The sequence below is a fragment of the Lysinibacillus sp. IITD104 genome, assembly GCF_036698265.2.
In the GTDB taxonomy this organism is placed as follows: Bacteria; Bacillota; Bacilli; order Bacillales_A; family Planococcaceae; genus Lysinibacillus; species Lysinibacillus boronitolerans.
Genome location: NZ_JBAHYH020000001.1, coordinates 2,096,027 through 2,115,120 on the forward strand (window position 1 = coordinate 2,096,027; position 19,094 = coordinate 2,115,120).

Sequence of the window (19,094 nt, forward strand, 5' to 3'; positions counted from 1 at the left end):
AAAAAAATGTCTGTATGTAATTATTGGATGGGAATGATTCCCTAGATCCAAGAAATAGAAAAAATGCATTGATAAATACAAACGAATGTTCTTAAAAGGAGAGAGTAGCATGTCAAAGTCCAAAAAAGATTCAGCTAAAAAAGTTTGCTGAAAAGAGTGGGAAATCAGATATGCCGTTGGGGTATTTTAAAGAAAGATATTGTGGATGTTAATAATACGAGTAGGTGCAAATGGGTAATTGATTAATGGAAATTCGAGAACGCGATAAATACGGAAACTTAAAACCACCTACTAAAATTTTCAGTGGGCCAACCGAAAAAGAAACAATTGCAGCATTAGGTCCTCAATTAGCACAAGAAAAGTTAGATAATATGCAGAGGGATATAGTGATCAACGGACTTGGTGCGCAGTTGGCCCGGATGAAAATAGAAATCATGCAATTAAAAGGAGGGGCTTTTTAATGGAATTTTGGGAAATGGCTTATAAGTTAAAGTGGGTTACAGCAGAAAAGCGTCGCATAGTAATAACAGAAGCTAATCCTTTTGGTGAGATTACACCTGAACAGTATAAAGAAATAACTAAGCAAGATTTTAAGTCGCAAGCATAGCTTAGCGTTATTTTTATTGTCTAAATGAATGGGTACGTTAAGATTTCTTTACCTTGTCGTGATTCTATTGATTAACTTTAAATTTGTATTTATGATGACGGTAGGGGAAATAAGTATAAAGATCTATCGTTGACGGATCGCCGTATGCGATGAAAGTCGCCTGTACGGTGAAGGCTCGTTATAAAACCGTGTTATAAAAGGGTATAAAACGAGAATAGCGACATAACACCTCTTGCAGCTTCTTTTAATCTTACAGAATATGAGGCTAATAACGGTGGAAACTTTGCATATATGTATGCTCCTTTTTACATCGAGGATGATGATAGTAACCTAATTGAAACTTCCGTCTATAATGGAAGCTTTTCTATTGGTGAAATCTCCAACTTAACGGGGGCTTTAGTAGGGAAAAACGTAACGTTTACTGGCTCATACAAAGCTATATCTATCGGTACAGGATATAGTGTTGGTCAATCTGGTACATTTGATTTAGAATTAACAGGTTTAAATGGTCAAAAAATAATCGTTACTTTTACAATTACAATTGGGAAGTAATCGATTTTACCTCACCTATAATTAGGTGGGGTATATTCTTGAACGAATTAAACGTAACATAGTTAAGGTTAATTTTAATGCCTTCCACGGTAATCGTGGAGGGCAATTTTTATAAAACAAGACCTAAGTAATGCACTGTGCCAAGCAATGTTATTTTTTATGTAGAGTTGAGGACAGTGGAGCTTTTAGTAATAACAGGGGCAGGTATAGCTGAAAAAGTGGCCAAGAGTTCAAATCCGTGGACTTACTTATCAATCATATTAATAAGCGCGGTATTGATTGCTGGACGCTACATTTTCAATCGCATCGTGATGAATCAAAAGAGCGGGAAAAAGCATTAATGACGCATTTAGAACGTTCTAATGAATCACAAGAAAGGACAGCAAATGCATTAGAAGGAATTCATTCAAGTCTTTCGAAATTAGAGGGTCGAATTGACCGTATTGAAAAACATACTTTTAACAAGGAGAGTGCGTAAAATGGATTAACAAATATTTTTATGATTGCAATCGGAATGGTTGCAATTGTCTTAGCAGTTGCGGAGGTACTTAAAAAGACTATTAATCTAAATACTCAAAACATGCCAATCACATCAGTAGTGATTGGTATTTTTATTGGTTTGGTATTATGGCCGTTAGCTGAATTTCCACTGTACGTTATGTTGATTTCTGGCTTTATAGCAGGACTAACAGCATCAGGCACATTTGATTTGATTATAGGCAGCTAATAAGGAAGGTGAACAATAATGAGTTACGTTATTGAGCAACAGTTGATGTCTGGATTACCAAATCTAGCGCTCACGGCAGCAAAATATGTTATTGCCCATGAATCAGGAAATCCGAAAAATTGTAGTCCTGATGCTTTAGAAAGAGAAATAGCATATATGAACAAAAATAAAGCAAAAGCATTTACGTCTCACTAGGTTGGTGGTGGTGGGCGTATCGTGCAAATTGCGCCAATTAATCGTGTGCAGTACGGTTGTGGCCCAATAGGTAATCCACTTAGCTAAACAAAGAATCATAGACCAAATGATAAAAAAACTTTATTATAAAATTATCCAATGATTATTAGTAATTATTAACCATTTTATAAATAATATGTAAAAAAAGAGGTTTTTCAGGAAAATAATAGAATCATATTATTGTACCGGTGCATAATATAATCGAAAGGGGTAAAGAGCAATGAAGAAAGTTTATTTATCTGTTTTGTTTACAATCTTAGTATTGCCACTGTTTTTTTTAAACCAACCTGCTGCTTTGGGTGCACTAGTGGATAGTGAAAGGAATTTAGACAGCCTTTCTCCTGCCGTATTGGAAACTAAAGAAATCGATGGGACAGTAGTAACAGTTTACGAAGAATTACCGGATGAATTTACTGTAAACGTTAATCAAGAAACTGATGTACAGGGTATTTCTCCATTATGTGCTACTTGTAATCAAAAATACTATACAAAGGTAAGCTCATGGACTGAATCATCAGATTATAACTTTGGATGGCATCCAGGCTTCAAGGATTATAATCGCGCAAGCGGGTACTGGTTTAGCACGTCTACAACATCATTTGGAGTATCTGTATCTTACGGTTTTGTCTCAGTTTCGATCAGTTCTGCTGGGGGTAACGGCTATTACGTTAGTGCCGATTACAATAGATGGAGTAGACCAGCAGTATACGGAAAGTATAATGTAACAAAGTATAAAGTAGAGGAATATAATCCTGCTGGGATTTATCTGAGAACTTATTACGAGAACTTCCCAAGCGCACAGGATACTTATGTGAAAATTCTATACAAATAAAAGAGATGGAGGGTGCGCCCTCCTTCTTTTTACAAGGTGGGGGATAGCTGATGAGAAAGATAATAGTATTTTCTTTATTTTTTACTCTTGTATTATTAAGTGGGTGTAATGAAAATGAAAAATTATCAAATCCAGTTTTCAATTGGGACGGAAATAATTATTTTGTCACTAATGAACCCATAAATAAAATTGAATTGGAAGAAAAGATCGGGGAAATTGTATTACAAACAAAAAAATTACCCACTAAACACCAAGAGGGATACAGACTTAGTGAAGGAACTAATCTATACAAAATAAAAAATAAGGAAATTACGAATAATATTGATAGTGTAATAGCTGTAGAAATAAATGGGGAATATAAAATAGCCAGAATACTTAATGAGATAAAGTAAAAAATACGTTAATATAAAGGATATGTAGCAGATGTAACAAAAGGAACAAATGTAAAACATGTAGCATGTTTTTGTGATAGAAAAAATATATATGTAAACTCGGAGGTAGGTCGGCGCGGTAAGGTTTTCCTCTCTTGGTATTACATTAACAAGGCACGGAAATGCACTATAAAATTAGAACACAATTCCTTACAAAATAACGTGGTACCCTCTGCCATGAGTCGCAAGTGAGCTCTCGACAATAGGATTATCACAATATTAAAGCCTTCATCCATGAGAAGAGGCTTTTTCTTTATCTGTTTTTTTATAAAAATAGGTAATAAAACATAGTTAGTAATTTTTGGTGAGACAAAAGTTTATTTGTCTTGTCAGCCCTAATAATCAAATGTATCTAAATGAATTGTCAGAAAATATTAATATATTCTATAATGAGTAAAAATTTGAGAATTTGAGGTGATTATTTGGGTAAACCAGTAGATGACAATCTATTTCCAGCCTTTCAAGACTCCCTAGATTCCAGACTCGATGAACGTAAAAAAGACTATATTGAAGAACTAGAAAAAGTGAAAAATGAGGGTGTTGTATTAAGATTTGAAGAAGCTACTGACGACTTGCCCCCTTAAAGCATCTCTTATCGAGGTGTTTTTTATTTTGCTTTGAAAACGGCATCAAACAGCCAAAACGCTATGAGTTGAGAGGGCAGAGTTTGGTGTGGTTTTTGAGAGTGGAATTTGTAGTATATGGTTCCAAATTATTCTCTTCCTGATTATTATAGTGTGTAAGGGGTTTATGAAATTGTAATTTCGTTCTTACTACTAATACTGAAGGAGTGTTCTTATGAATAAGTTTTCTATGTATTCAATAATTCTTGGAGTTATCGGTATACTATCTTTTATCACTTCAGGTTTCAGCGCGATACAAAGAGGAATGGAAGACTATTCCGTTATGCAGTTAACGCTTTTTTATGTATTTTTTGCTACGGGGATACTTTGTTTTATTATGAGCTTTATGTTAGGTTTATTAGGTTTTCGTAAGAATGTAGGGGATAAGAGATTAAAATATGTAGGTCTTCTTTTTGTACCGATTATCGTAAGTACTAGCGTGACATTTGGATTGTTTATAGCTTGGACTGCTTTTGGTTGATCGGTGTTTATAGATAAAGAAAAAAGAATCAAAATTCATGAAGCCATCTAAGGAAGGCTTTTTCTTTTGCTTTGAAAAGTGAGTATCGAGCAGTTTCCTCCCCTTTGATTCGTCGGTACTTGCTTTTGAGAGCAAAAACTTTACCACATCTACTAAGATAGGGGTGGAGGTGATTGTATGTCTATTCTAGAAGAAGTACGTTGTGTTGAATGTGGTGAATTTTATAATCAATTGCTATGAATGGTAACAAATGCTTTTCTTGTTCTGAGGACCAGAGGAGTATGAAACTGAATCAGAAGAATAATATTTGGGTCTGTCCTAAAAAGTACAGGCCTTTTCAAGCTATTAGCATAATGGGGTGATGCCATTGGACATCGTAGTAACGATTCCTAAGAGTGAATATGTAAATGATGATAAAGAAACTTTTGTTTATGAACAAGGTGGATACGAACAATTCTGGCAACTATCCAGGCAACCTAAAAAACTAAACATTGGTGACAGAATGTATTTCGTAAAAAATGGAGTTATTGGATCATCAATGAGGATGATAAGAATTGAAACAAAGGCAACTGTGTCATGTGAGGTAACTAATCGCACATGGAATGGTTGTCTTATTTTTATGGATGATTTAAGGCAACAAGTAAGAGGCTTCCAAGGCTTTTAGGTAGCGAGTTAGATAAATACTATCGCTTACCATTTCCACCGCTTCAAGCAGCTTGGCATACAGCTAAAAGTGGTGGGCGCAAATCGATCCCGCTTGAAACATTTGAAGAACATGCAAGCGAAGCTGTATCGATGTATGGCTATACATTGCACTACTTGTTGCCATTTATCGAAAGTAGGTGGTGAGGATGTTACAGGGAAAATGTGTTGATACTAGTGGTTCTACTAATCTTACAAAAGGTGAACTTTACTATCTTTTCCCACATGGCGGTCATGCATATTGTGCTAGCCGTTTCCTTAGACCCGGATCTCACTTTGGAACCTACCAAAAGAATCACTTTGAGTTAGTGGATGTTTCAATTGATACTCCGATGCAAGTACTTAATAAATATTTGGCCCGTGTAGTGAAGCCACCCTCACATTTTTATCGAATTGACGAGGAATACATCATTACGGAGCCACGAGCAGATGGTTACTACAGTGTGTTTTTTAAGCATCGTCCAGATGGTCCTCCAATCGGCGCATATAAACGTACAGAATGTTTTGAGCGTATTGTAAATCCTGAAAAATCAGTAAAAGACACAGCTACCATATTTGAGGTGGGTGACATTGTAGAAATTATAGACGCATCACTTATCAGGCATAAACATTATGAAAATGGAGAGCAGGCAACGGTGATTGAGGATTTTTATGGTTGCATATCAATTAAGAGAAATGAGCTTGTAGATAGGAAGGACATAAGTAGCGTGCTTTTAATAGGAGATGAACTACAGGCTATTAGAAAAGTTGGATCTAGACCCGTACTGGAAGCTGTTATGGTGAACGATAAGCAGGAAAAGGTGAACCAAACGACAAAAATTGAGTGCGAAATATCTGAAATAGTGAAATTACCTGTCAAGAAGCAAAAATATGAGCAGTTGAGCTTATTTTAGGAGGGACTAAAATGAATGAGCAATTAAGTTTTCGTGATGAATTACGAAAGCAAGAACTAGAACGCCCATGGTTTTTACAAGCAAGTTCTGCACCAGTTGTCCAATTTGAAGGAAGTAAATCAGAGCGAAATCTACCAAAGGGATCATTAATTTTGTTAATGGCTGCAGATCAGGTGAATTTAATACCCATGTTTGGTCCCGAAGTAAAAGTTCATTTGTAGATTACTTAGATTAGTGCCCATGAAAGTAATCGACTTTACAGAGGAAGAATTGACACGAAAATATCTAAAAAGGTGGGAGCATGTACGAATTATTTCAAATGCCACACTACAAGTTGTAGACGAAGGGGTACTTGCTGTCATTGGACCACAATGGTGTAAGATAACAGAGAAACTTTCCAAAGGTGGATATACCCAAAATCGGAGAGTGGATATGCTAACTAGTCATTTCGATGGTTACAAACCCGCACGTCTTTTGGTCTACAAAGACGAATTAGAGGAGAATACAAATGAAAGCAATCACAATTAAACAACCTTGGGCTACTCTTATTGCTTTAGGTGAGAAGCGGTTCGAGACACGTAGCTGGCAGACGAAATATCGAGGTCCAATTGCTATCCACGCTGGTAAAACAATGGATAAGGAATATTGTGAATATCCGCCAATTAAGAGAGCGCTTCAAAGACATGGAATTAAAAATGAAGATTTACCACTTGGAGTTGTCATTGCTACTGCAGAATTAGTTGAATGCCATTTAATACCGAACGAGTTAAGTGCTGCAGGCATGGAATTCGGAAAAAAATTAGAGGGTGACGAACTTTACTTCGGTGATTTTATGGATGGTCGTTATGCATGGGAGCTGAATACAGTGCAAGTTTTACTTAAGCCAGTGCCAGCTAAAGGACAATTGAGCTTGTGGAATTGGGATGATGGGAGCAAGTGAAAGAAAATGTGCAGTAAAAAGATGTGATTTCTCATCTGAATTTATGTATGTAAAAAGATTTAATTGAGTTTATTTTTTTCAAGCTCTTCAATACGTTTTTCTAATTTCTTGATTTTAGATTCATTATAGAAACCTAAGATGAAAGTTAAAGACGCCCAAATCAAAGCTAAATATGCCATTTATTTACCCCCTAGAAATTTGTTAATAGGATTATACAATATGCTTCTCAAAATAACAATTTTTGATATTAATTTTAAAATTACTGCACAATTTGAGGAAATAATACAAAAGGTTCTCTATTCAAAGAGGACCAATCATATTAGTCAAAGTCAAATAAATCTTGACCGAATGCTTACTTTGCATATTCAATAATTTGCTCATATGACTCATTGGCTTCCTTGATAAGACCATCTTCATGGTAGTGCTTAACATCAATAGAATCTAAGAGTGCTAATATAGCTTTTACCTTTAAATCGTGATTCCAAAAAGGGATTTTAGAATCACCTTCGATGGAGATTTTTAAGTCAGTTGAACCTGTTTCTATACTTCCAGATGCCATTTTAATAACTTCGTGTGCCATAAAATCAACTCCAATATTTATGTATTTGTTTTTAACCTATAGAGATTCTATCAAAAAACATAAATTCCATAAATAGTAAATATTTGAGTTGTTAAATAAAAAAGCCACAGTGTTGCCATACTCTTCAACCAACTGAGTAAACGCATTATTCATTTGTTAGCTCACCTATGATTATCTAAAACTATGATCCAGCTACACTCTTTTATGATAATTTTATTATAGGAGGGATTTATATGAATATTACAGGATTTGAAAATTTTTTAACCCAACAAACATCAATTACTAGCAAAACTAAGGCAGTTCAATCTAGGGTTGCGAAAGCTAGTAAAGTCGAACGAGATTTGAAAGTTGATTTAGATGATATTGTAAAAGATGATCAATTAACCTATGAACTTTTGTTAAGGGTTCAAAATGAAATGAATGAATTAAATGGAGTTTATCAGAATGCCGCTAGAAAATATTACGAGTATAGGACTGGAAAGAAGTTTCCGCAACTGAGACACTTTAAATAGTAAAAAAAGCCGCAGCGTCGACACACGCTACAGCTTGAATTGGTTCCTGCCCTTTAAGTTCAGTCAGATGATTAATTATATCATAGGGGGCAAAACTATGACAAAACAGATACCTACCGAAAAAATCAACACATCTGTAAACGGTGTATATATCGTTCAAGACGGTATAATTACACCACTAAAACCCAAACCATTTGGGCAAGATACAATCTTTTGGCACAATGGACAAGTGCTTGACGTGGAGCGAGCGGAACGTATTCGTATAAAAAACTAAATAATCGTCCTTACGGAAAAACCGATGGACACTAATAGGATTGGCAATTATGTCAGCACTATTAGTGTCCTTTTTATTTTTACATAGAATAGAAAGGAAGATGGCCATGTACTTTCCAGATTTAATCGATGAATACAAACAATCGCTAAAGGAGTTAAAGGCAGCTGGTGGATGTCCAGGTATGGAGCGGGATATGTTGGAGGCTATTAAGTGGATGGAAACAGGCTATGAGCCAGCAGAACATAGAGCCGCTACACGTACAGATGTTTATGTTATGGACCATCACTTAATGCAAGACTTAATTATGTATGTCGATAGCGACAAAAAGTCCTCTGACATGCTTGCAGAAGTAATTGATTATAGTTCCGACAATTCGGCTGTTAAAGAAATTGAGAGAATGTTTAATGTTAAAAATATAGCTAATAAAGCTTTGGCCGGTTTAACGAAAAATGAACGTACTGCATTTATTATGATACGAGCCGAGCACATGACTTTCGGTAAAGCGGCCAAAATACTAGGGGTAAATCGTGGTACCGTGCAAAATTATGTGAAACGTGCAGAATCCAAAATTGCAAATAACATTAGAAAAGAAAAACTTTTTTTATTTGCAGTATAAAGTTTGTCGTACAAATGCCTATATAGTGATAGAAATAAATTTTTCTCTACGTGAGAGAACAAGATATTGATATGATGAAATGACCTTCAGGTTGCTTTACTTTATTTAGTATTCAAAGAATACAAACCGTTTTCTAACATTATTAAATCATCATAATTGGTTGCGTGGTAGCGTTGTTTAGCATTGGCACAGCATCTATATTTAATGTGATTTCTGATCGTACCTTTTTTAAACATTGTTCCTTGATTGTTCATAAAAGTAACGATTTCGTTTATAGAGAATTCATTTTTTCCTGTATCTTTAATAAATTCACGAACAGCTATTAATAATTCATCTCGACATGTTTTCTTTTCAGTTAGCAATTAAATCACCTCTTACATGTATTTTAGAATAATTTATCAGATTTTATGAAAATATGTAAGTAAATGGAGAGTTATGATTAGAGTTTGGAGATTAGAAGTATAGGTGTTATAAATGTCAAAACGTATCATTTTATGCGATATAGAATGTAAAATTGAAGGCAGAGCGGCACAGTAAAGTTTTCCTTCCTTGGTATTTATATTTTACTAATTTTTGTTATAGAAAATTGTACCATTTTTTTCACCTTCAGTTTATGATTGTTTAGGAGGTAAAAACATGGAAAATAACAATTTATCTATCTTTAAAATCAATGAATTACATTCTTACTTTAGAGATTTGATGAAAATAGATTTCTACGATAGATGTACTATAGAATGGTTTTCACGTAATATCTTAAAAAAGGTAAGTATAGAAGAATTGAAGGAAATGGAAAAAACAATAACCTTAGATATTAATAAGAATAGCAGAATTAATTCTGCATTTTGGACGGGGTTAAGTGTTGTAATGGCAGTCTTTATTGGCACATATGCAATCTTAATATCATTGTCGTCAGAGTTCGAAATAGATTTCGGTATTGGGATGATTATGATTTTTTTTATTCTAATAGCATTATTTGGTATAATTACATTCGCATTTAACCATGAAATGTTTTTTGGTAAAAAGGCAAGTAGATTGCATGATTTAATTAGAATATTGATATATTTAAAAGAAAATGAAAAAAAGATATAGTAAAATGCTGCTGATTATAAATCAGTGGCTTTTTCTTTTGAAAACTGTATCAAACAGCCAAACACTTTGTGATTAGAGGGCCGAGTTTGGTGTGGTTTTGAGAGCAAAAAGTTATTACATATATTTCATCTCCTAGTTTATGATTGTTTGGGAGGGTTGAAAATGCATAAATTTTTTCTATATACAACAGTATTAATACTAATTGTGTTTTTAGTAACATCTGGATATATCGTTATAGAAGTAGCAATTAAATACTTCGGGTTTAAACTTGATTGGGGATTCATTGGTGCATTAATAGGTGGAGCTATATCAGGTGGTATTACATTAATTGGTGTTAAACAAACGATTCAGGAAAATAAAAGGACTGATAACCATAAAAAACATCTCATTGCTAATTATATTTTCACTGAATTACTATCGAAAATAAATGAAGTGAGCAGTAGGATAAAGTCACTGCCTTGTGATTGGGATACAAATATTGATGAGATTGCACAGTTTTCAAAAGAACTTACAGAAACTACGTTAGTCATGAAAGAAGAAGCAGTGAAAATAGATATATTAATCTATCGAGAAGTAAAAAGCGTTGAATACAATGCTGAAAATATTTATAAAACTATTATAAAGGCACTTCCTGGAATAACTGATCAACAAATAATGGAAGAATTAATGAGATATCGTAGACAACTTTCAATAGCAGATGTGAATTTAGAAAAAATAAAAAATACAATTAGACACTCTTGATGGGTGTTTTTATTTTGCCTTGACAAGTGAGTATTGAGCAGTTCCTCCCCTTTGTTTCGTTGGTACTTACTTTTGAGAGCAAAAAGTTATTGAGGTTTTGTACATACCTTTTACTTTATTATGGAGTGGGAGGAGAGATTATAAATTGGAATCAATACAAGAGAAGAAAAAAATATCCTATTTTAAAGTATTAATATTTTCATCAATCATATCATTTGGAGTACTTTTAGCTATTTTATTTGTCATTCCATATATAGTGAATAATTGGGTCATAAGTAGCGTAGGGAATAATGATAGTAGTTTAGCTGGTAGTTGGATAAGTTTTTGGGGAAGTTTTTTAGGTGGAATAGTGGGTATGTTTGCAGTAATTGTGACAACTCACCTTTTAATAAGTAATCAAAACAAACAACATAAGGAGTTATTAGAACAACAAAAAAATGATGTTCAAATGGCAGCAGACCTTAATGATAAAAAAGAGAGAGAAAGGTATTATTTTTCATTTTTAATTGGACAAAATGAAAAAATAATTGAACTTTTAATTGAATTAAGAGGCATAATAACTCATCGAGTGAATCTGTTGTTATCTATTAGTCATGCTAGAAAAGACTACGATGGAATGATACATTTAAAAACTATGTATATGGGGCAAGGAGATCCACAAGGAATAATAAAGAGAATGGAACCTAAAATCTTTGAGAGAATGGAAGAGGTAGATAGACTTAAGCGTGAAGAAACTCAAATTAAAACTAATATTTTTGAGAAACTAGCAGAGTTAAACGTGAGAATACTTCATTTGAATGTAGGTATTGATGAGGTACTGGAATTTAAAAAGAAACAAGAAAGAAATATTAGTGAAATGTATAATTTTGTGAATTCTAATAATTTTAACGATGAATTTGAAGAAATTTTGAATAATTATGATGACAATAAGGATAATGATTTTAATAATTTATTAGAATTATATTCTAATAATCTAGTTGCATTATTAGAGCACTTGAAATAATTATCTTTTAAACTTCCGTTATGGAAGTTTTTTATTTTACAAAGCAACTAGCATACAGGGGTGATTACAAAACAAACAAATGATGATGGAGGTGGTGGTGTATGAGATATGGCTAGACCAAGAAATCCGAAGCGTGACGAAGCTTTTCAAATGTGGCTTGAAAGCAAAGGGCAAATGCTCCTAAAGGATATTGCTGAGCAGTTAGAATTATCCGATTCACAGATTAGAAAGTGGAAGAACCAAGATAAATGGGACGACCAATTGAAAGGTAACGTTACTAAATCCAATGGTAACGTTACTAAACGAAGTAGAGGTGCTCCTGCAGGTAACAATAATGCAAAGGGGCATGGTGCACCTAAGCAAAATCAGAACGCTGTTACTCATGGCTTCTTCTCAAAGTTTCTCCCAGAGGAAACACTTGAAATCATGGAAGCGATGAATGAACGTTCTCCAGCCGATTTAATCTGGGACCAAATACAGATACAGTATGCTGCAATCATAAGGGTTCAACGAATTACGCATGTTGAATCAAAAGACGAAATCATAAAGGAACTCAAAAAAGCAAAATACGAATACTATCCACGTTCTAAGGAGGATGGTGGAGGCGTAGAGCAGGCTGTAACTGAAGAAGAATATGAATTCCAATTTGCATGGGAACGACAGGCGCAACTACTCACTGCTCAATCGAGAGCAATTGGGGAGTTGCGTTCTTCGTCAATTTGTTGAGATGGCGGATTATGATGATGAACGCAGGATCAAACTGGAACAGATGCAGCTTAACATGGAGAAAACAAAAGCAGACATCGTACTATCGGAAATCGCTATTCGTAAAGAAAATGGTGATTACGAAGATGAGTTCGAAGATGATGGCTTCCTAGAGGCGCTGAAGGGAACGGAAGTGGATTGGGATGAGTAAACGGAAGAAACCCGCTCTATTCAAATTCAAGCCGTTTAGCAAGAAACAACTCAAAGTACTCAAATGGTGGCAATCTGATTCCCCTCACAAGGATAAAAATGGCCTTATTTGTGATGGTTCTGTTCGTGCTGGGAAAACAATCGTTATGTCTCTATCGTTCGTTATGTGGGCAATGGAAACGTTTGATGATGAAAACCTTGGTATGGCCGGTAAAACAATCGGTTCGTTCAGGCGTAACGTTTTCAAACCTTTGAAGCGGATGCTGCAGTCCCGTGGTTATAAAGTAAAAGAATATCGTTCAGAAAATATGTTCACTGTCACTCGAAATGGCAAGGTGAACTATTTTTATATTTTCGGTGGAAGAGATGAGGCGTCACAGGATCTTATCCAAGGGATTACACTCGCTGGAATGTTCTTTGACGAAGTAGCCCTTATGCCTCAATCATTTGTTAACCAAGCAACTGCTCGATGTTCTGTTGATGGAGCTAAGTTTTGGTTTAACTGTAACCCAGCTGGTCCTTACCATTGGTTCAAATTAGAGTACTTAGATCAACTAGAAGATAAGAACATGCTACATCTGCACTTTACGATGGATGATAACCTTTCGTTATCACAGCGTATTAAAGACCGGTACAAGCGCATGTATAAAGGTGTGTTTTATAAACGTTTCATCCTTGGTTTATGGGTGCTGGCAGAGGGCGTTATCTACGACATGTTTGATAAGAAATTGCATGCAGTCGAGACGATACCACGTAACTATACGAAATACTATGTCAGTGTCGACTACGGCACTCAGAACCCTACAACATTCGGTCTGTGGGGCTTTTTTGATGCAGTTTGGTACAAGGTTAAAGAATATCATTATGACGGCCGTAAGAGGAGTAAACAAAAGACGGACCAAGAGTATTATAAAGACTTATTAGACTTCATTGAGAGTATTCAAAACTTCCAAGGTGTTATTGTTGACCCGTCCGCTTCTTCGTTTATCACACTTCTAAAACAGAATGGTATACGTGTGATAAAGGCGAAAAATGATGTGTTAGAAGGTATTAGAAATGTTGGCAATGCGCTTATTAATGGTTTAATCAAGTATAACGATTGCTGTAAAGAAACCTTTCGTGAGTTTTCGTCTTACATTTGGGATGAAAAAGCGGCAGATCGTGGAGAGGATAAGCCAGTAAAACATAATGATCACCAGATGGATAGTGATAGATATTTTGTTAACACAGTCGTATTTAAAAAAGGTAGTTTATCCGTTCTAAAGTGAGGTGATTAAATGCTAATTGAGGATTTATATAGACCACGTTGGCATGAACAGATGGAGGAGGTGATAAAACGAATGGTGGAAAGCGTTATTAAAAATGAAAAAGTGCTGCTTAATGAGATAAAGGATTGGGAGGATTCTCCGAAGCGGAAGCTCATGTTAACAGGTGACAGGTATTACAAAAATAAGATGGACATTGAAGAAAAGAAGCGGGATGCAGAGTGGAAGTCCAACTTAAAGCTGATACATGGCTACGTGAAGAAACTTGTTGATCAAAAGATTGGCTATGTTCTGTCGAAGCAACCTTCAGTCACTAGTGAAAATGAAGGTTATCAGAAAAAGTTAGATGACATATTTGATGCTGGCATGATTAACCGCTTGCGTAAAGTAGGAAAAGAGGCAATTAACAAAGGTGTTGCTTACTTGTATCCTTACTTTAATGAAGTTGGGGAGCTTAGCTTTATGCGTTTCCCATCCGAGCAGATCATATCGTTTTATGCTGACTCTGAAAATATGAAAATTGAGTCTTTCTTAAGAGTATACGAAAACAATCATTATGAAGGTACGACCAAAAAGACGTTGAAAAAGGTTGAACATTATCATAGTGATGGGATTGATCACTACGTATTTGAAGGTTCGACACTCATCCCAGATGTTCCAGCGGGAGGAAAACAAGGCTATCACTTTTTATTAGGTGATCAACCGGTGTTATGGGAAAAGATACCCCTTATTCATTTCAGGTATAACGAAGAAGAGCAGCCTTTGATTGAGCTAATTAAATCACTCGTCGACAATTACAATACACATGCTTCGACAAATGCAGATGTGCTTGCGGATATTCCTAATATCTATAAACTCATTAACTATGGTGGGGTCGATTTAAAAGGGTTTCTCCACGATCTTAATGTCTATCGTGCGGTCAAAACAGATGAAAATGGTGATGTTGATAAATTATCGGCTGAGATTCAAACTGAAGCTAATGAAAAAGAACTTGAACGTACACGTAGAACTATTTATGAGCTTGGCCGTGGTGTTGATACATTACATGAAAATTTGGGCAATGCATCAGGGGTGGCACTTAAATTCCGCTACAGTGATTTAGATATGGATTGCAACATTTTAGAAAGTGAAATGCAGTCGAGTATTGAGCACATGATGTGGTTCATTACACATTATTTGCAAATGATTGGAGAAGGTGATTTTACTGAAGAAAGAGTAAAATTTGTTTTTAATCGTGACATTATTATTAATGAAGTAGAAGCGGTTGAAATGTGTGAGAAGTCAGTAGGGATTATTGATAATCAAACAAACCGTGAAAATCATCCATGGTACACGCCAGAAGTTGAAGACAGGTTAGCCAAACAAAAAGAAGAAGAGCAGAAAGAGATAGATGAGTACCAAGAGGCTTTGGAGAAACAGCGCCAGTCTCAATCGGAAGTGACTGACAATGAGTAAGTATTGGGAAAATCGTTCTGCACAACGTGAATTGGAATCACAGCTTATTGCCAGTAAGTACCTTGCTCGTATGGAAGAACAGCTACGCATGGCACAAGTGAACATCATACAGCAGATTGAGGTGTTTTATTCTCGTTATGCTATTGATAATAAGATTTCCTATGCAGAGGCTAAGAAGTATTTAACGGCCAAAGAGTTAAAAGATTTTCGTAATATTACATTGCAGCAATACAAAACACTTTCCGTGTCAGGGAATCCAGAATACGATCGTATATTAGAGGCAATTGGCTATCGTGCCCGTATCTCTAGATTAGAGATGCTCCATTTACAGATTCAATTGCAAATGCTTGAGTTATATGGTGGTGCGAAAGGGTTACAGGCTTATACGTATACAGGTTTAACAGAAGTATACGAAAACTCTTATTATAAAGGTTTATATGACATTGCCACATTCACTGCTGTTTATCAGCCTGTCACTAGGTTAACGGATAGCGTTATGAAAGAAGTACTCACCTATAACTGGTCAGGTAAGGAGTTTTCAAAGCGCATTTGGGGCCATGAAGCGGCAACTATGGTTACGATTAGAAAGGAGTTAGAAAAGGCTTTTATGCAAGGCCGCTCCCTTAGTAAAACATCAAGGGCAATCAGCAAAGCTACTGACGTGGTATTAAGTAGAGCAGAGGCACTGGTAAGAACAGAAGCTAACTTCTTTCATAACATTGCCGCTAATAACTCATACATTGAAGCGGATCTGGAACGTTATCAAATCCTTGCTACTTTGGACAATCGCACATCTGAAATTTGCCAAGAGCAGGATATGAATATTTACTTTGTGAAGGATTACAAGCCAGGTACTAATGCACCTCCATTTCATGCGCGATGCAGAACTACGACGATTCCATTTTTTGATGAAGCTGAGTATATGGCTTATGAAACACGAAATTCTGCTAACGGTAGGATTAAGAAAATGAACTATAAAGAATGGGAAACGAAGTACGTCCTATAAGTTTATCGTCTTTTTTTGCGCTTGTAGACGTTAAAGAGCAAGTGTCTAATACCTAACGTGTCGTTGCACGTAAAAAACGAATTAGGAGGAAAATAGACATGAATAAAGATCAATTAATAGCATTAGGTTTATCAGAGGAACAGGCACAATCGGTTTTAGATGGTTTTGGTCAAATGGTTCCCAAAAGTCGATTGGATGATAAAATCCAAGAGCTTAACACAGCTAAGAACATCATCACAAAGTACGAAATAGATTTAGAGGAATTGAAACCGAAAGCAGCAGGCAACGAGGCTTTATTACAACAAATTCAACAATTGCAAGACGATAATAAAACAGCTAAAGACCAATATGAGGCAGAGCTTGCGGAAACGCGCTTAACAAGTGCGGTTAAACTTGCCCTAACTGGTAAGGTACAAGATTTAGATATTGTATCAAGCTTACTTGATAAATCAAAAATTGAATTAGATGAACAAGGCAATGTAAAAGGTGGCCTTGACGAACAATTAACGACTTTAAAAGAATCGAAGTCGTTTTTATTTGTGCCTGAAACCGAGGAAAGAACGCTACCTAAGGGAACTAAACCAGGTGAAGGTAGATCGAGTGACAAACCTATTTCTATAGGTGCTCAATTTGCACAACAAGCCAATGAACAATCAAAAAGCACAGAAAAAACACCTTGGGATTAAGAAAGGAGAATTAATATGTACGCAAAAAAACAAAACGTTAGTCAAGTTAATTTCTTAGCAAGTTCACGATTTCAAGCATTTACAACGCAAGTGGAACAAACAGGTGTAACGGCAGATGAGAATGGACGAAAAATCGTTCCCGCTGGCACTGTTTACCCTGCAAATGATGCAACTGCAAAAGGTATCTTGTTGCACGATGTGGATGTAACAAATGGTTCGCAAGCAGGTTCACTTATTGTTGAGGGCTATGTTATTGCAGAACGTTTACCAACCGCTCCTACACCAGAAGCAAAAGCAGCTATGCAAGAGATTAAATATCGATAAAAAATACATTCAGAAAAGAGGATATAAACAATGCCAAACGTATTAGAATTATTTAATCAACGTGAAGTTTTAAATTACTTACAAAACCGTGAGTATCCCGCTTTATTAGGAGCAACGTTATTCCCAGAAACCAAAAAAACAACATTAGAATTTGATTCTATTAAAGGTGCAGGCCGTACACCTGTAATCGCTTCTGTTCATGCTTTTGATACTGAGGCGGAGATTGGTTCCCGTGAGGCTAGCAAAAAGGCTCTTGAAGCGGCATTAATTAAACGTAAAATGCAATTGACGGAAAAAGAGATCATTGCACTTGAAAAACCACGAGACGAAGCTGAGAAACAATACTTAATGCAAAATGTCTATAACGATATTGATGTATTGGTTGCAGGGGTAAACGCACGTGTAGAAGCAATGCGAATGGAAGTATTAGCGAAAGGAACAGTAACTTTAGATGAAAATGGTTTAGATGCTGTTATTAACTATGGTGTTCCTACTGAAAACCAAGAGACTTTATCAGGCACATCGTTATGGACAGATAAAGACAATTCTGACCCAATAGCTGATATGCAACGCTGGGTTAGTAACTTAGCTACCCGTCCTTCACGTGCTTTAACATCAACAAAAGTCTTAGGAACACTTTTATCACATCCAAAAGTAATTTCTGCACTTTTCGGAAAGGATTCTGGTCGTGTTGCTTCACGTAATGATCTAAATGCATTTTTAACTCAATTAGAGTTACCAACTATCGCGGTATATGATGCAAAATATCGTAAGCAAGAAAAGAATGGAAAGTATACACAACATCGTTATTTCCCAGAAAATTGCTTTGTAATGTTCCCTGACGGTTCATTAGGTGAAACTTTATTTGGTCCAACCGCTGAGGAATTACGTTTAACACGTGACCCATCAATTGAAACGAATATGATCGGGAATGTTTTAGCTATGGTCTATGAAGAAAATGTAGATCCAGTGAGTACCTGGACCAAAGCTGTAGCGACTGCTATTCCGTCTTTCCCAGTCGCAGATGAAGTATTCCAAGCACAACCGATTGCATAAGGGAGGACTCGAATTGAAAACTTTAGTTAGAGTAAAAAAGGGCAGCTTCCCAGTACGTTACAACAATGAGAAGTACAATGTTGGGGATGAGTTTGAGGTGCTTAATGAACATGCAAATCACTCGAGTTTTGAAATTTTAGGTGAAATTGAGCCACCTAAAAAACGAAGTACAAAAACCACGCCTAATGAATAGGAGGTATGATCTTGAATGTATTCAACATGGTAAGAAGTAAAATACCAATTGAACAAGTTCCTGATGAAGAATTACTTTTCAAAGTTGAACAAGTATCGCAAACTATTAAAACTTATTGTAACCGTGAGGACATACCCAACGAATTGAGATTTGTTCATACAAATATGGTAATAGACATTTTGACGCAAGAAATAAAGGCTAAAGAACCTTCAAATTCTATGGTAGCGAAATCGGTTAAAGAAGGAGATGTGAGTGTGGAGTTTGGGACTACCACGACAGCAAGTGAGCAGTCCACAATGATTATTCTAGCTAACTATACATCTCAACTTAACCGCTTCCGTAAATTGAGGTGGTAGT

33 protein-coding genes and 1 pseudogene are annotated in these 19,094 nt (G+C 35.7%); 32 read left to right on the forward strand and 2 right to left on the reverse strand.

The genetic code is table 11. The annotated features are described in order from the left end of the window. The first annotated feature begins 245 nt into the window (after window positions 1-245). From V1L66_RS10565 to V1L66_RS10640, 16 genes and pseudogenes are all read left to right on the forward strand, one after another. The gene (locus tag V1L66_RS10565) at window positions 246-461 is read left to right on the forward strand and encodes a hypothetical protein (protein ID WP_312126369.1); all 216 of its coding nucleotides are present in this window, start codon (window positions 246-248) and stop codon (window positions 459-461) included. Further along, window positions 461-607 (forward strand): XkdX family protein, encoded by a 147-nt coding sequence (locus tag V1L66_RS10570; protein WP_312126367.1) that lies wholly within the window; start codon window positions 461-463, stop codon window positions 605-607. Before V1L66_RS10565 ends, V1L66_RS10570 begins: the two co-directional genes overlap by 1 nt. 291 nt (window positions 608-898) lie before the next feature. After that, window positions 899-1,159 carry a hypothetical protein gene (locus V1L66_RS10575; RefSeq protein WP_016993143.1) on the forward strand — a complete coding sequence of 87 codons (261 nt, stop codon included), beginning with the start codon at window positions 899-901 and terminating at the stop codon, window positions 1,157-1,159. Between the two features lie 238 nt (window positions 1,160-1,397). Further along, window positions 1,398-1,637: a hypothetical protein gene (locus tag V1L66_RS10580; RefSeq protein ID WP_312126364.1), complete on the forward strand. Its 240-nt coding sequence runs from the start codon at window positions 1,398-1,400 to the stop codon at window positions 1,635-1,637. Between the two features lie 21 nt (window positions 1,638-1,658). After that, window positions 1,659-1,886, forward strand: coding sequence for a hypothetical protein (locus V1L66_RS10585; RefSeq protein ID WP_016993145.1), 228 nt, complete (start codon window positions 1,659-1,661; stop codon window positions 1,884-1,886). 18 nt (window positions 1,887-1,904) lie between these two features. Next, window positions 1,905-2,081 (forward strand): hypothetical protein, encoded by a 177-nt coding sequence (locus V1L66_RS10590; RefSeq protein ID WP_016993146.1) that lies wholly within the window; start codon window positions 1,905-1,907, stop codon window positions 2,079-2,081. Window positions 2,082-2,340: 259 nt separating this feature from the next. Continuing rightward, window positions 2,341-2,952 (forward strand): hypothetical protein, encoded by a 612-nt coding sequence (locus tag V1L66_RS10595; protein WP_081977433.1) that lies wholly within the window; start codon window positions 2,341-2,343, stop codon window positions 2,950-2,952. A gap of 50 nt (window positions 2,953-3,002) precedes the next feature. Continuing rightward, window positions 3,003-3,344 carry a hypothetical protein gene (locus tag V1L66_RS10600; protein ID WP_312126360.1) on the forward strand — a complete coding sequence of 114 codons (342 nt, stop codon included), beginning with the start codon at window positions 3,003-3,005 and terminating at the stop codon, window positions 3,342-3,344. Window positions 3,345-3,805: 461 nt separating this feature from the next. Continuing rightward, window positions 3,806-3,967: a hypothetical protein gene (locus tag V1L66_RS10605; RefSeq protein ID WP_016993149.1), complete on the forward strand. Its 162-nt coding sequence runs from the start codon at window positions 3,806-3,808 to the stop codon at window positions 3,965-3,967. Window positions 3,968-4,181: 214 nt separating this feature from the next. Further along, window positions 4,182-4,487 carry a hypothetical protein gene (locus tag V1L66_RS10610; protein WP_333004181.1) on the forward strand — a complete coding sequence of 102 codons (306 nt, stop codon included), beginning with the start codon at window positions 4,182-4,184 and terminating at the stop codon, window positions 4,485-4,487. A 367-nt stretch (window positions 4,488-4,854) separates the two neighbouring features. Beyond that, window positions 4,855-5,151: a hypothetical protein gene (locus V1L66_RS10615; protein ID WP_036075073.1), complete on the forward strand. Its 297-nt coding sequence runs from the start codon at window positions 4,855-4,857 to the stop codon at window positions 5,149-5,151. Window positions 5,152-5,165: 14 nt separating this feature from the next. Then, window positions 5,166-5,336 (forward strand): annotated as a pseudogene (locus V1L66_RS10620) (hypothetical protein); the annotation flags it as partial. A 2-nt stretch (window positions 5,337-5,338) separates the two neighbouring features. Then, window positions 5,339-6,082 (forward strand): hypothetical protein, encoded by a 744-nt coding sequence (locus V1L66_RS10625; protein ID WP_333004182.1) that lies wholly within the window; start codon window positions 5,339-5,341, stop codon window positions 6,080-6,082. An 11-nt stretch (window positions 6,083-6,093) separates the two neighbouring features. Further along, window positions 6,094-6,303 carry a hypothetical protein gene (locus V1L66_RS10630; RefSeq protein ID WP_016993154.1) on the forward strand — a complete coding sequence of 70 codons (210 nt, stop codon included), beginning with the start codon at window positions 6,094-6,096 and terminating at the stop codon, window positions 6,301-6,303. A 19-nt stretch (window positions 6,304-6,322) separates the two neighbouring features. Further along, window positions 6,323-6,610: a hypothetical protein gene (locus tag V1L66_RS10635; RefSeq protein WP_333004183.1), complete on the forward strand. Its 288-nt coding sequence runs from the start codon at window positions 6,323-6,325 to the stop codon at window positions 6,608-6,610. Beyond that, entirely contained in the window at window positions 6,591-7,022 is a 432-nt protein-coding gene (locus V1L66_RS10640) for an ASCH domain-containing protein (protein WP_333004184.1), read from the forward strand. Before V1L66_RS10635 ends, V1L66_RS10640 begins: the two co-directional genes overlap by 20 nt. Before the next feature lie 352 nt (window positions 7,023-7,374). On the opposite strand, the gene V1L66_RS10645 is transcribed toward V1L66_RS10640, so the two are convergent. Then, window positions 7,375-7,602: a hypothetical protein gene (locus V1L66_RS10645; RefSeq protein WP_333004185.1), complete on the reverse strand. Its 228-nt coding sequence runs from the start codon at window positions 7,600-7,602 to the stop codon at window positions 7,375-7,377. Between the two features lie 233 nt (window positions 7,603-7,835). Between V1L66_RS10645 and V1L66_RS10650 the strand changes: the two genes are divergently transcribed. The 3 genes from V1L66_RS10650 to V1L66_RS10660 all read left to right on the forward strand — a co-directional run bounded on the left by V1L66_RS10650 (window position 7,836) and on the right by V1L66_RS10660 (window position 9,004). Next, entirely contained in the window at window positions 7,836-8,114 is a 279-nt protein-coding gene (locus tag V1L66_RS10650; RefSeq protein ID WP_333004187.1) for a hypothetical protein, read from the forward strand. Between the two features lie 97 nt (window positions 8,115-8,211). Beyond that, window positions 8,212-8,388 carry a DUF3954 domain-containing protein gene (locus V1L66_RS10655; RefSeq protein WP_333004189.1) on the forward strand — a complete coding sequence of 59 codons (177 nt, stop codon included), beginning with the start codon at window positions 8,212-8,214 and terminating at the stop codon, window positions 8,386-8,388. A gap of 49 nt (window positions 8,389-8,437) precedes the next feature. Further along, window positions 8,438-9,004 carry a sigma factor-like helix-turn-helix DNA-binding protein gene (locus tag V1L66_RS10660; protein ID WP_333004190.1) on the forward strand — a complete coding sequence of 189 codons (567 nt, stop codon included), beginning with the start codon at window positions 8,438-8,440 and terminating at the stop codon, window positions 9,002-9,004. A 101-nt stretch (window positions 9,005-9,105) separates the two neighbouring features. Here the strand turns inward: V1L66_RS10660 and V1L66_RS10665 are convergent, their stop codons facing one another. Continuing rightward, window positions 9,106-9,366 (reverse strand): hypothetical protein, encoded by a 261-nt coding sequence (locus V1L66_RS10665; RefSeq protein WP_333004192.1) that lies wholly within the window; start codon window positions 9,364-9,366, stop codon window positions 9,106-9,108. A 274-nt stretch (window positions 9,367-9,640) separates the two neighbouring features. Here V1L66_RS10665 and V1L66_RS10670 point away from each other — a divergent pair, with 274 nt between their 5' ends. From V1L66_RS10670 to V1L66_RS10730, 13 genes are all read left to right on the forward strand, one after another. Then, window positions 9,641-10,093, forward strand: coding sequence for a hypothetical protein (locus V1L66_RS10670; protein WP_333004193.1), 453 nt, complete (start codon window positions 9,641-9,643; stop codon window positions 10,091-10,093). A gap of 162 nt (window positions 10,094-10,255) precedes the next feature. Continuing rightward, window positions 10,256-10,834 carry a hypothetical protein gene (locus tag V1L66_RS10675; RefSeq protein WP_333004195.1) on the forward strand — a complete coding sequence of 193 codons (579 nt, stop codon included), beginning with the start codon at window positions 10,256-10,258 and terminating at the stop codon, window positions 10,832-10,834. Window positions 10,835-10,979: 145 nt separating this feature from the next. Next, complete coding sequence (locus V1L66_RS10680) at window positions 10,980-11,837, forward strand: DUF456 domain-containing protein (RefSeq protein WP_333004197.1); 858 nt, start codon at window positions 10,980-10,982, stop codon at window positions 11,835-11,837. Between the two features lie 108 nt (window positions 11,838-11,945). Beyond that, window positions 11,946-12,563 carry a phage terminase small subunit gene (gene terS / locus V1L66_RS10685; protein ID WP_333004200.1) on the forward strand — a complete coding sequence of 206 codons (618 nt, stop codon included), beginning with the start codon at window positions 11,946-11,948 and terminating at the stop codon, window positions 12,561-12,563. A 55-nt stretch (window positions 12,564-12,618) separates the two neighbouring features. Continuing rightward, window positions 12,619-12,753 carry a hypothetical protein gene (locus V1L66_RS10690; RefSeq protein ID WP_333004202.1) on the forward strand — a complete coding sequence of 45 codons (135 nt, stop codon included), beginning with the start codon at window positions 12,619-12,621 and terminating at the stop codon, window positions 12,751-12,753. Further along, the gene (locus V1L66_RS10695) at window positions 12,746-14,020 is read left to right on the forward strand and encodes a PBSX family phage terminase large subunit (RefSeq protein WP_333004204.1); all 1,275 of its coding nucleotides are present in this window, start codon (window positions 12,746-12,748) and stop codon (window positions 14,018-14,020) included. The genes V1L66_RS10690 and V1L66_RS10695 overlap by 8 nt, the downstream gene beginning before the upstream one ends. A 9-nt stretch (window positions 14,021-14,029) precedes the next feature. Next, the gene (locus V1L66_RS10700) at window positions 14,030-15,472 is read left to right on the forward strand and encodes a phage portal protein (RefSeq protein WP_333004205.1); all 1,443 of its coding nucleotides are present in this window, start codon (window positions 14,030-14,032) and stop codon (window positions 15,470-15,472) included. Further along, a complete protein-coding gene (locus tag V1L66_RS10705; RefSeq protein WP_036075144.1) occupies window positions 15,465-16,478 on the forward strand; it encodes a minor capsid protein in 1,014 nt (337 codons plus the stop codon). Before V1L66_RS10700 ends, V1L66_RS10705 begins: the two co-directional genes overlap by 8 nt. Before the next feature lie 98 nt (window positions 16,479-16,576). Further along, the gene (locus V1L66_RS10710; RefSeq protein WP_036075108.1) at window positions 16,577-17,164 is read left to right on the forward strand and encodes a phage scaffolding protein; all 588 of its coding nucleotides are present in this window, start codon (window positions 16,577-16,579) and stop codon (window positions 17,162-17,164) included. A gap of 15 nt (window positions 17,165-17,179) precedes the next feature. Continuing rightward, on the forward strand, window positions 17,180-17,488 hold the full coding sequence (locus V1L66_RS10715; RefSeq protein ID WP_036075109.1) for a hypothetical protein: 309 nt from the start codon (window positions 17,180-17,182) through the stop codon (window positions 17,486-17,488). Between the two features lie 30 nt (window positions 17,489-17,518). Continuing rightward, window positions 17,519-18,544, forward strand: a complete 1,026-nt coding sequence (locus V1L66_RS10720) for a major capsid protein (protein WP_333004206.1) — start codon at window positions 17,519-17,521, stop codon at window positions 18,542-18,544. Between the two features lie 13 nt (window positions 18,545-18,557). Next, on the forward strand, window positions 18,558-18,737 hold the full coding sequence (locus V1L66_RS10725) for a hypothetical protein (RefSeq protein ID WP_036075112.1): 180 nt from the start codon (window positions 18,558-18,560) through the stop codon (window positions 18,735-18,737). Window positions 18,738-18,748: 11 nt separating this feature from the next. Further along, entirely contained in the window at window positions 18,749-19,093 is a 345-nt protein-coding gene (locus tag V1L66_RS10730) for a hypothetical protein (protein WP_036075113.1), read from the forward strand. Window position 19,094 lies beyond the last annotated feature (1 nt).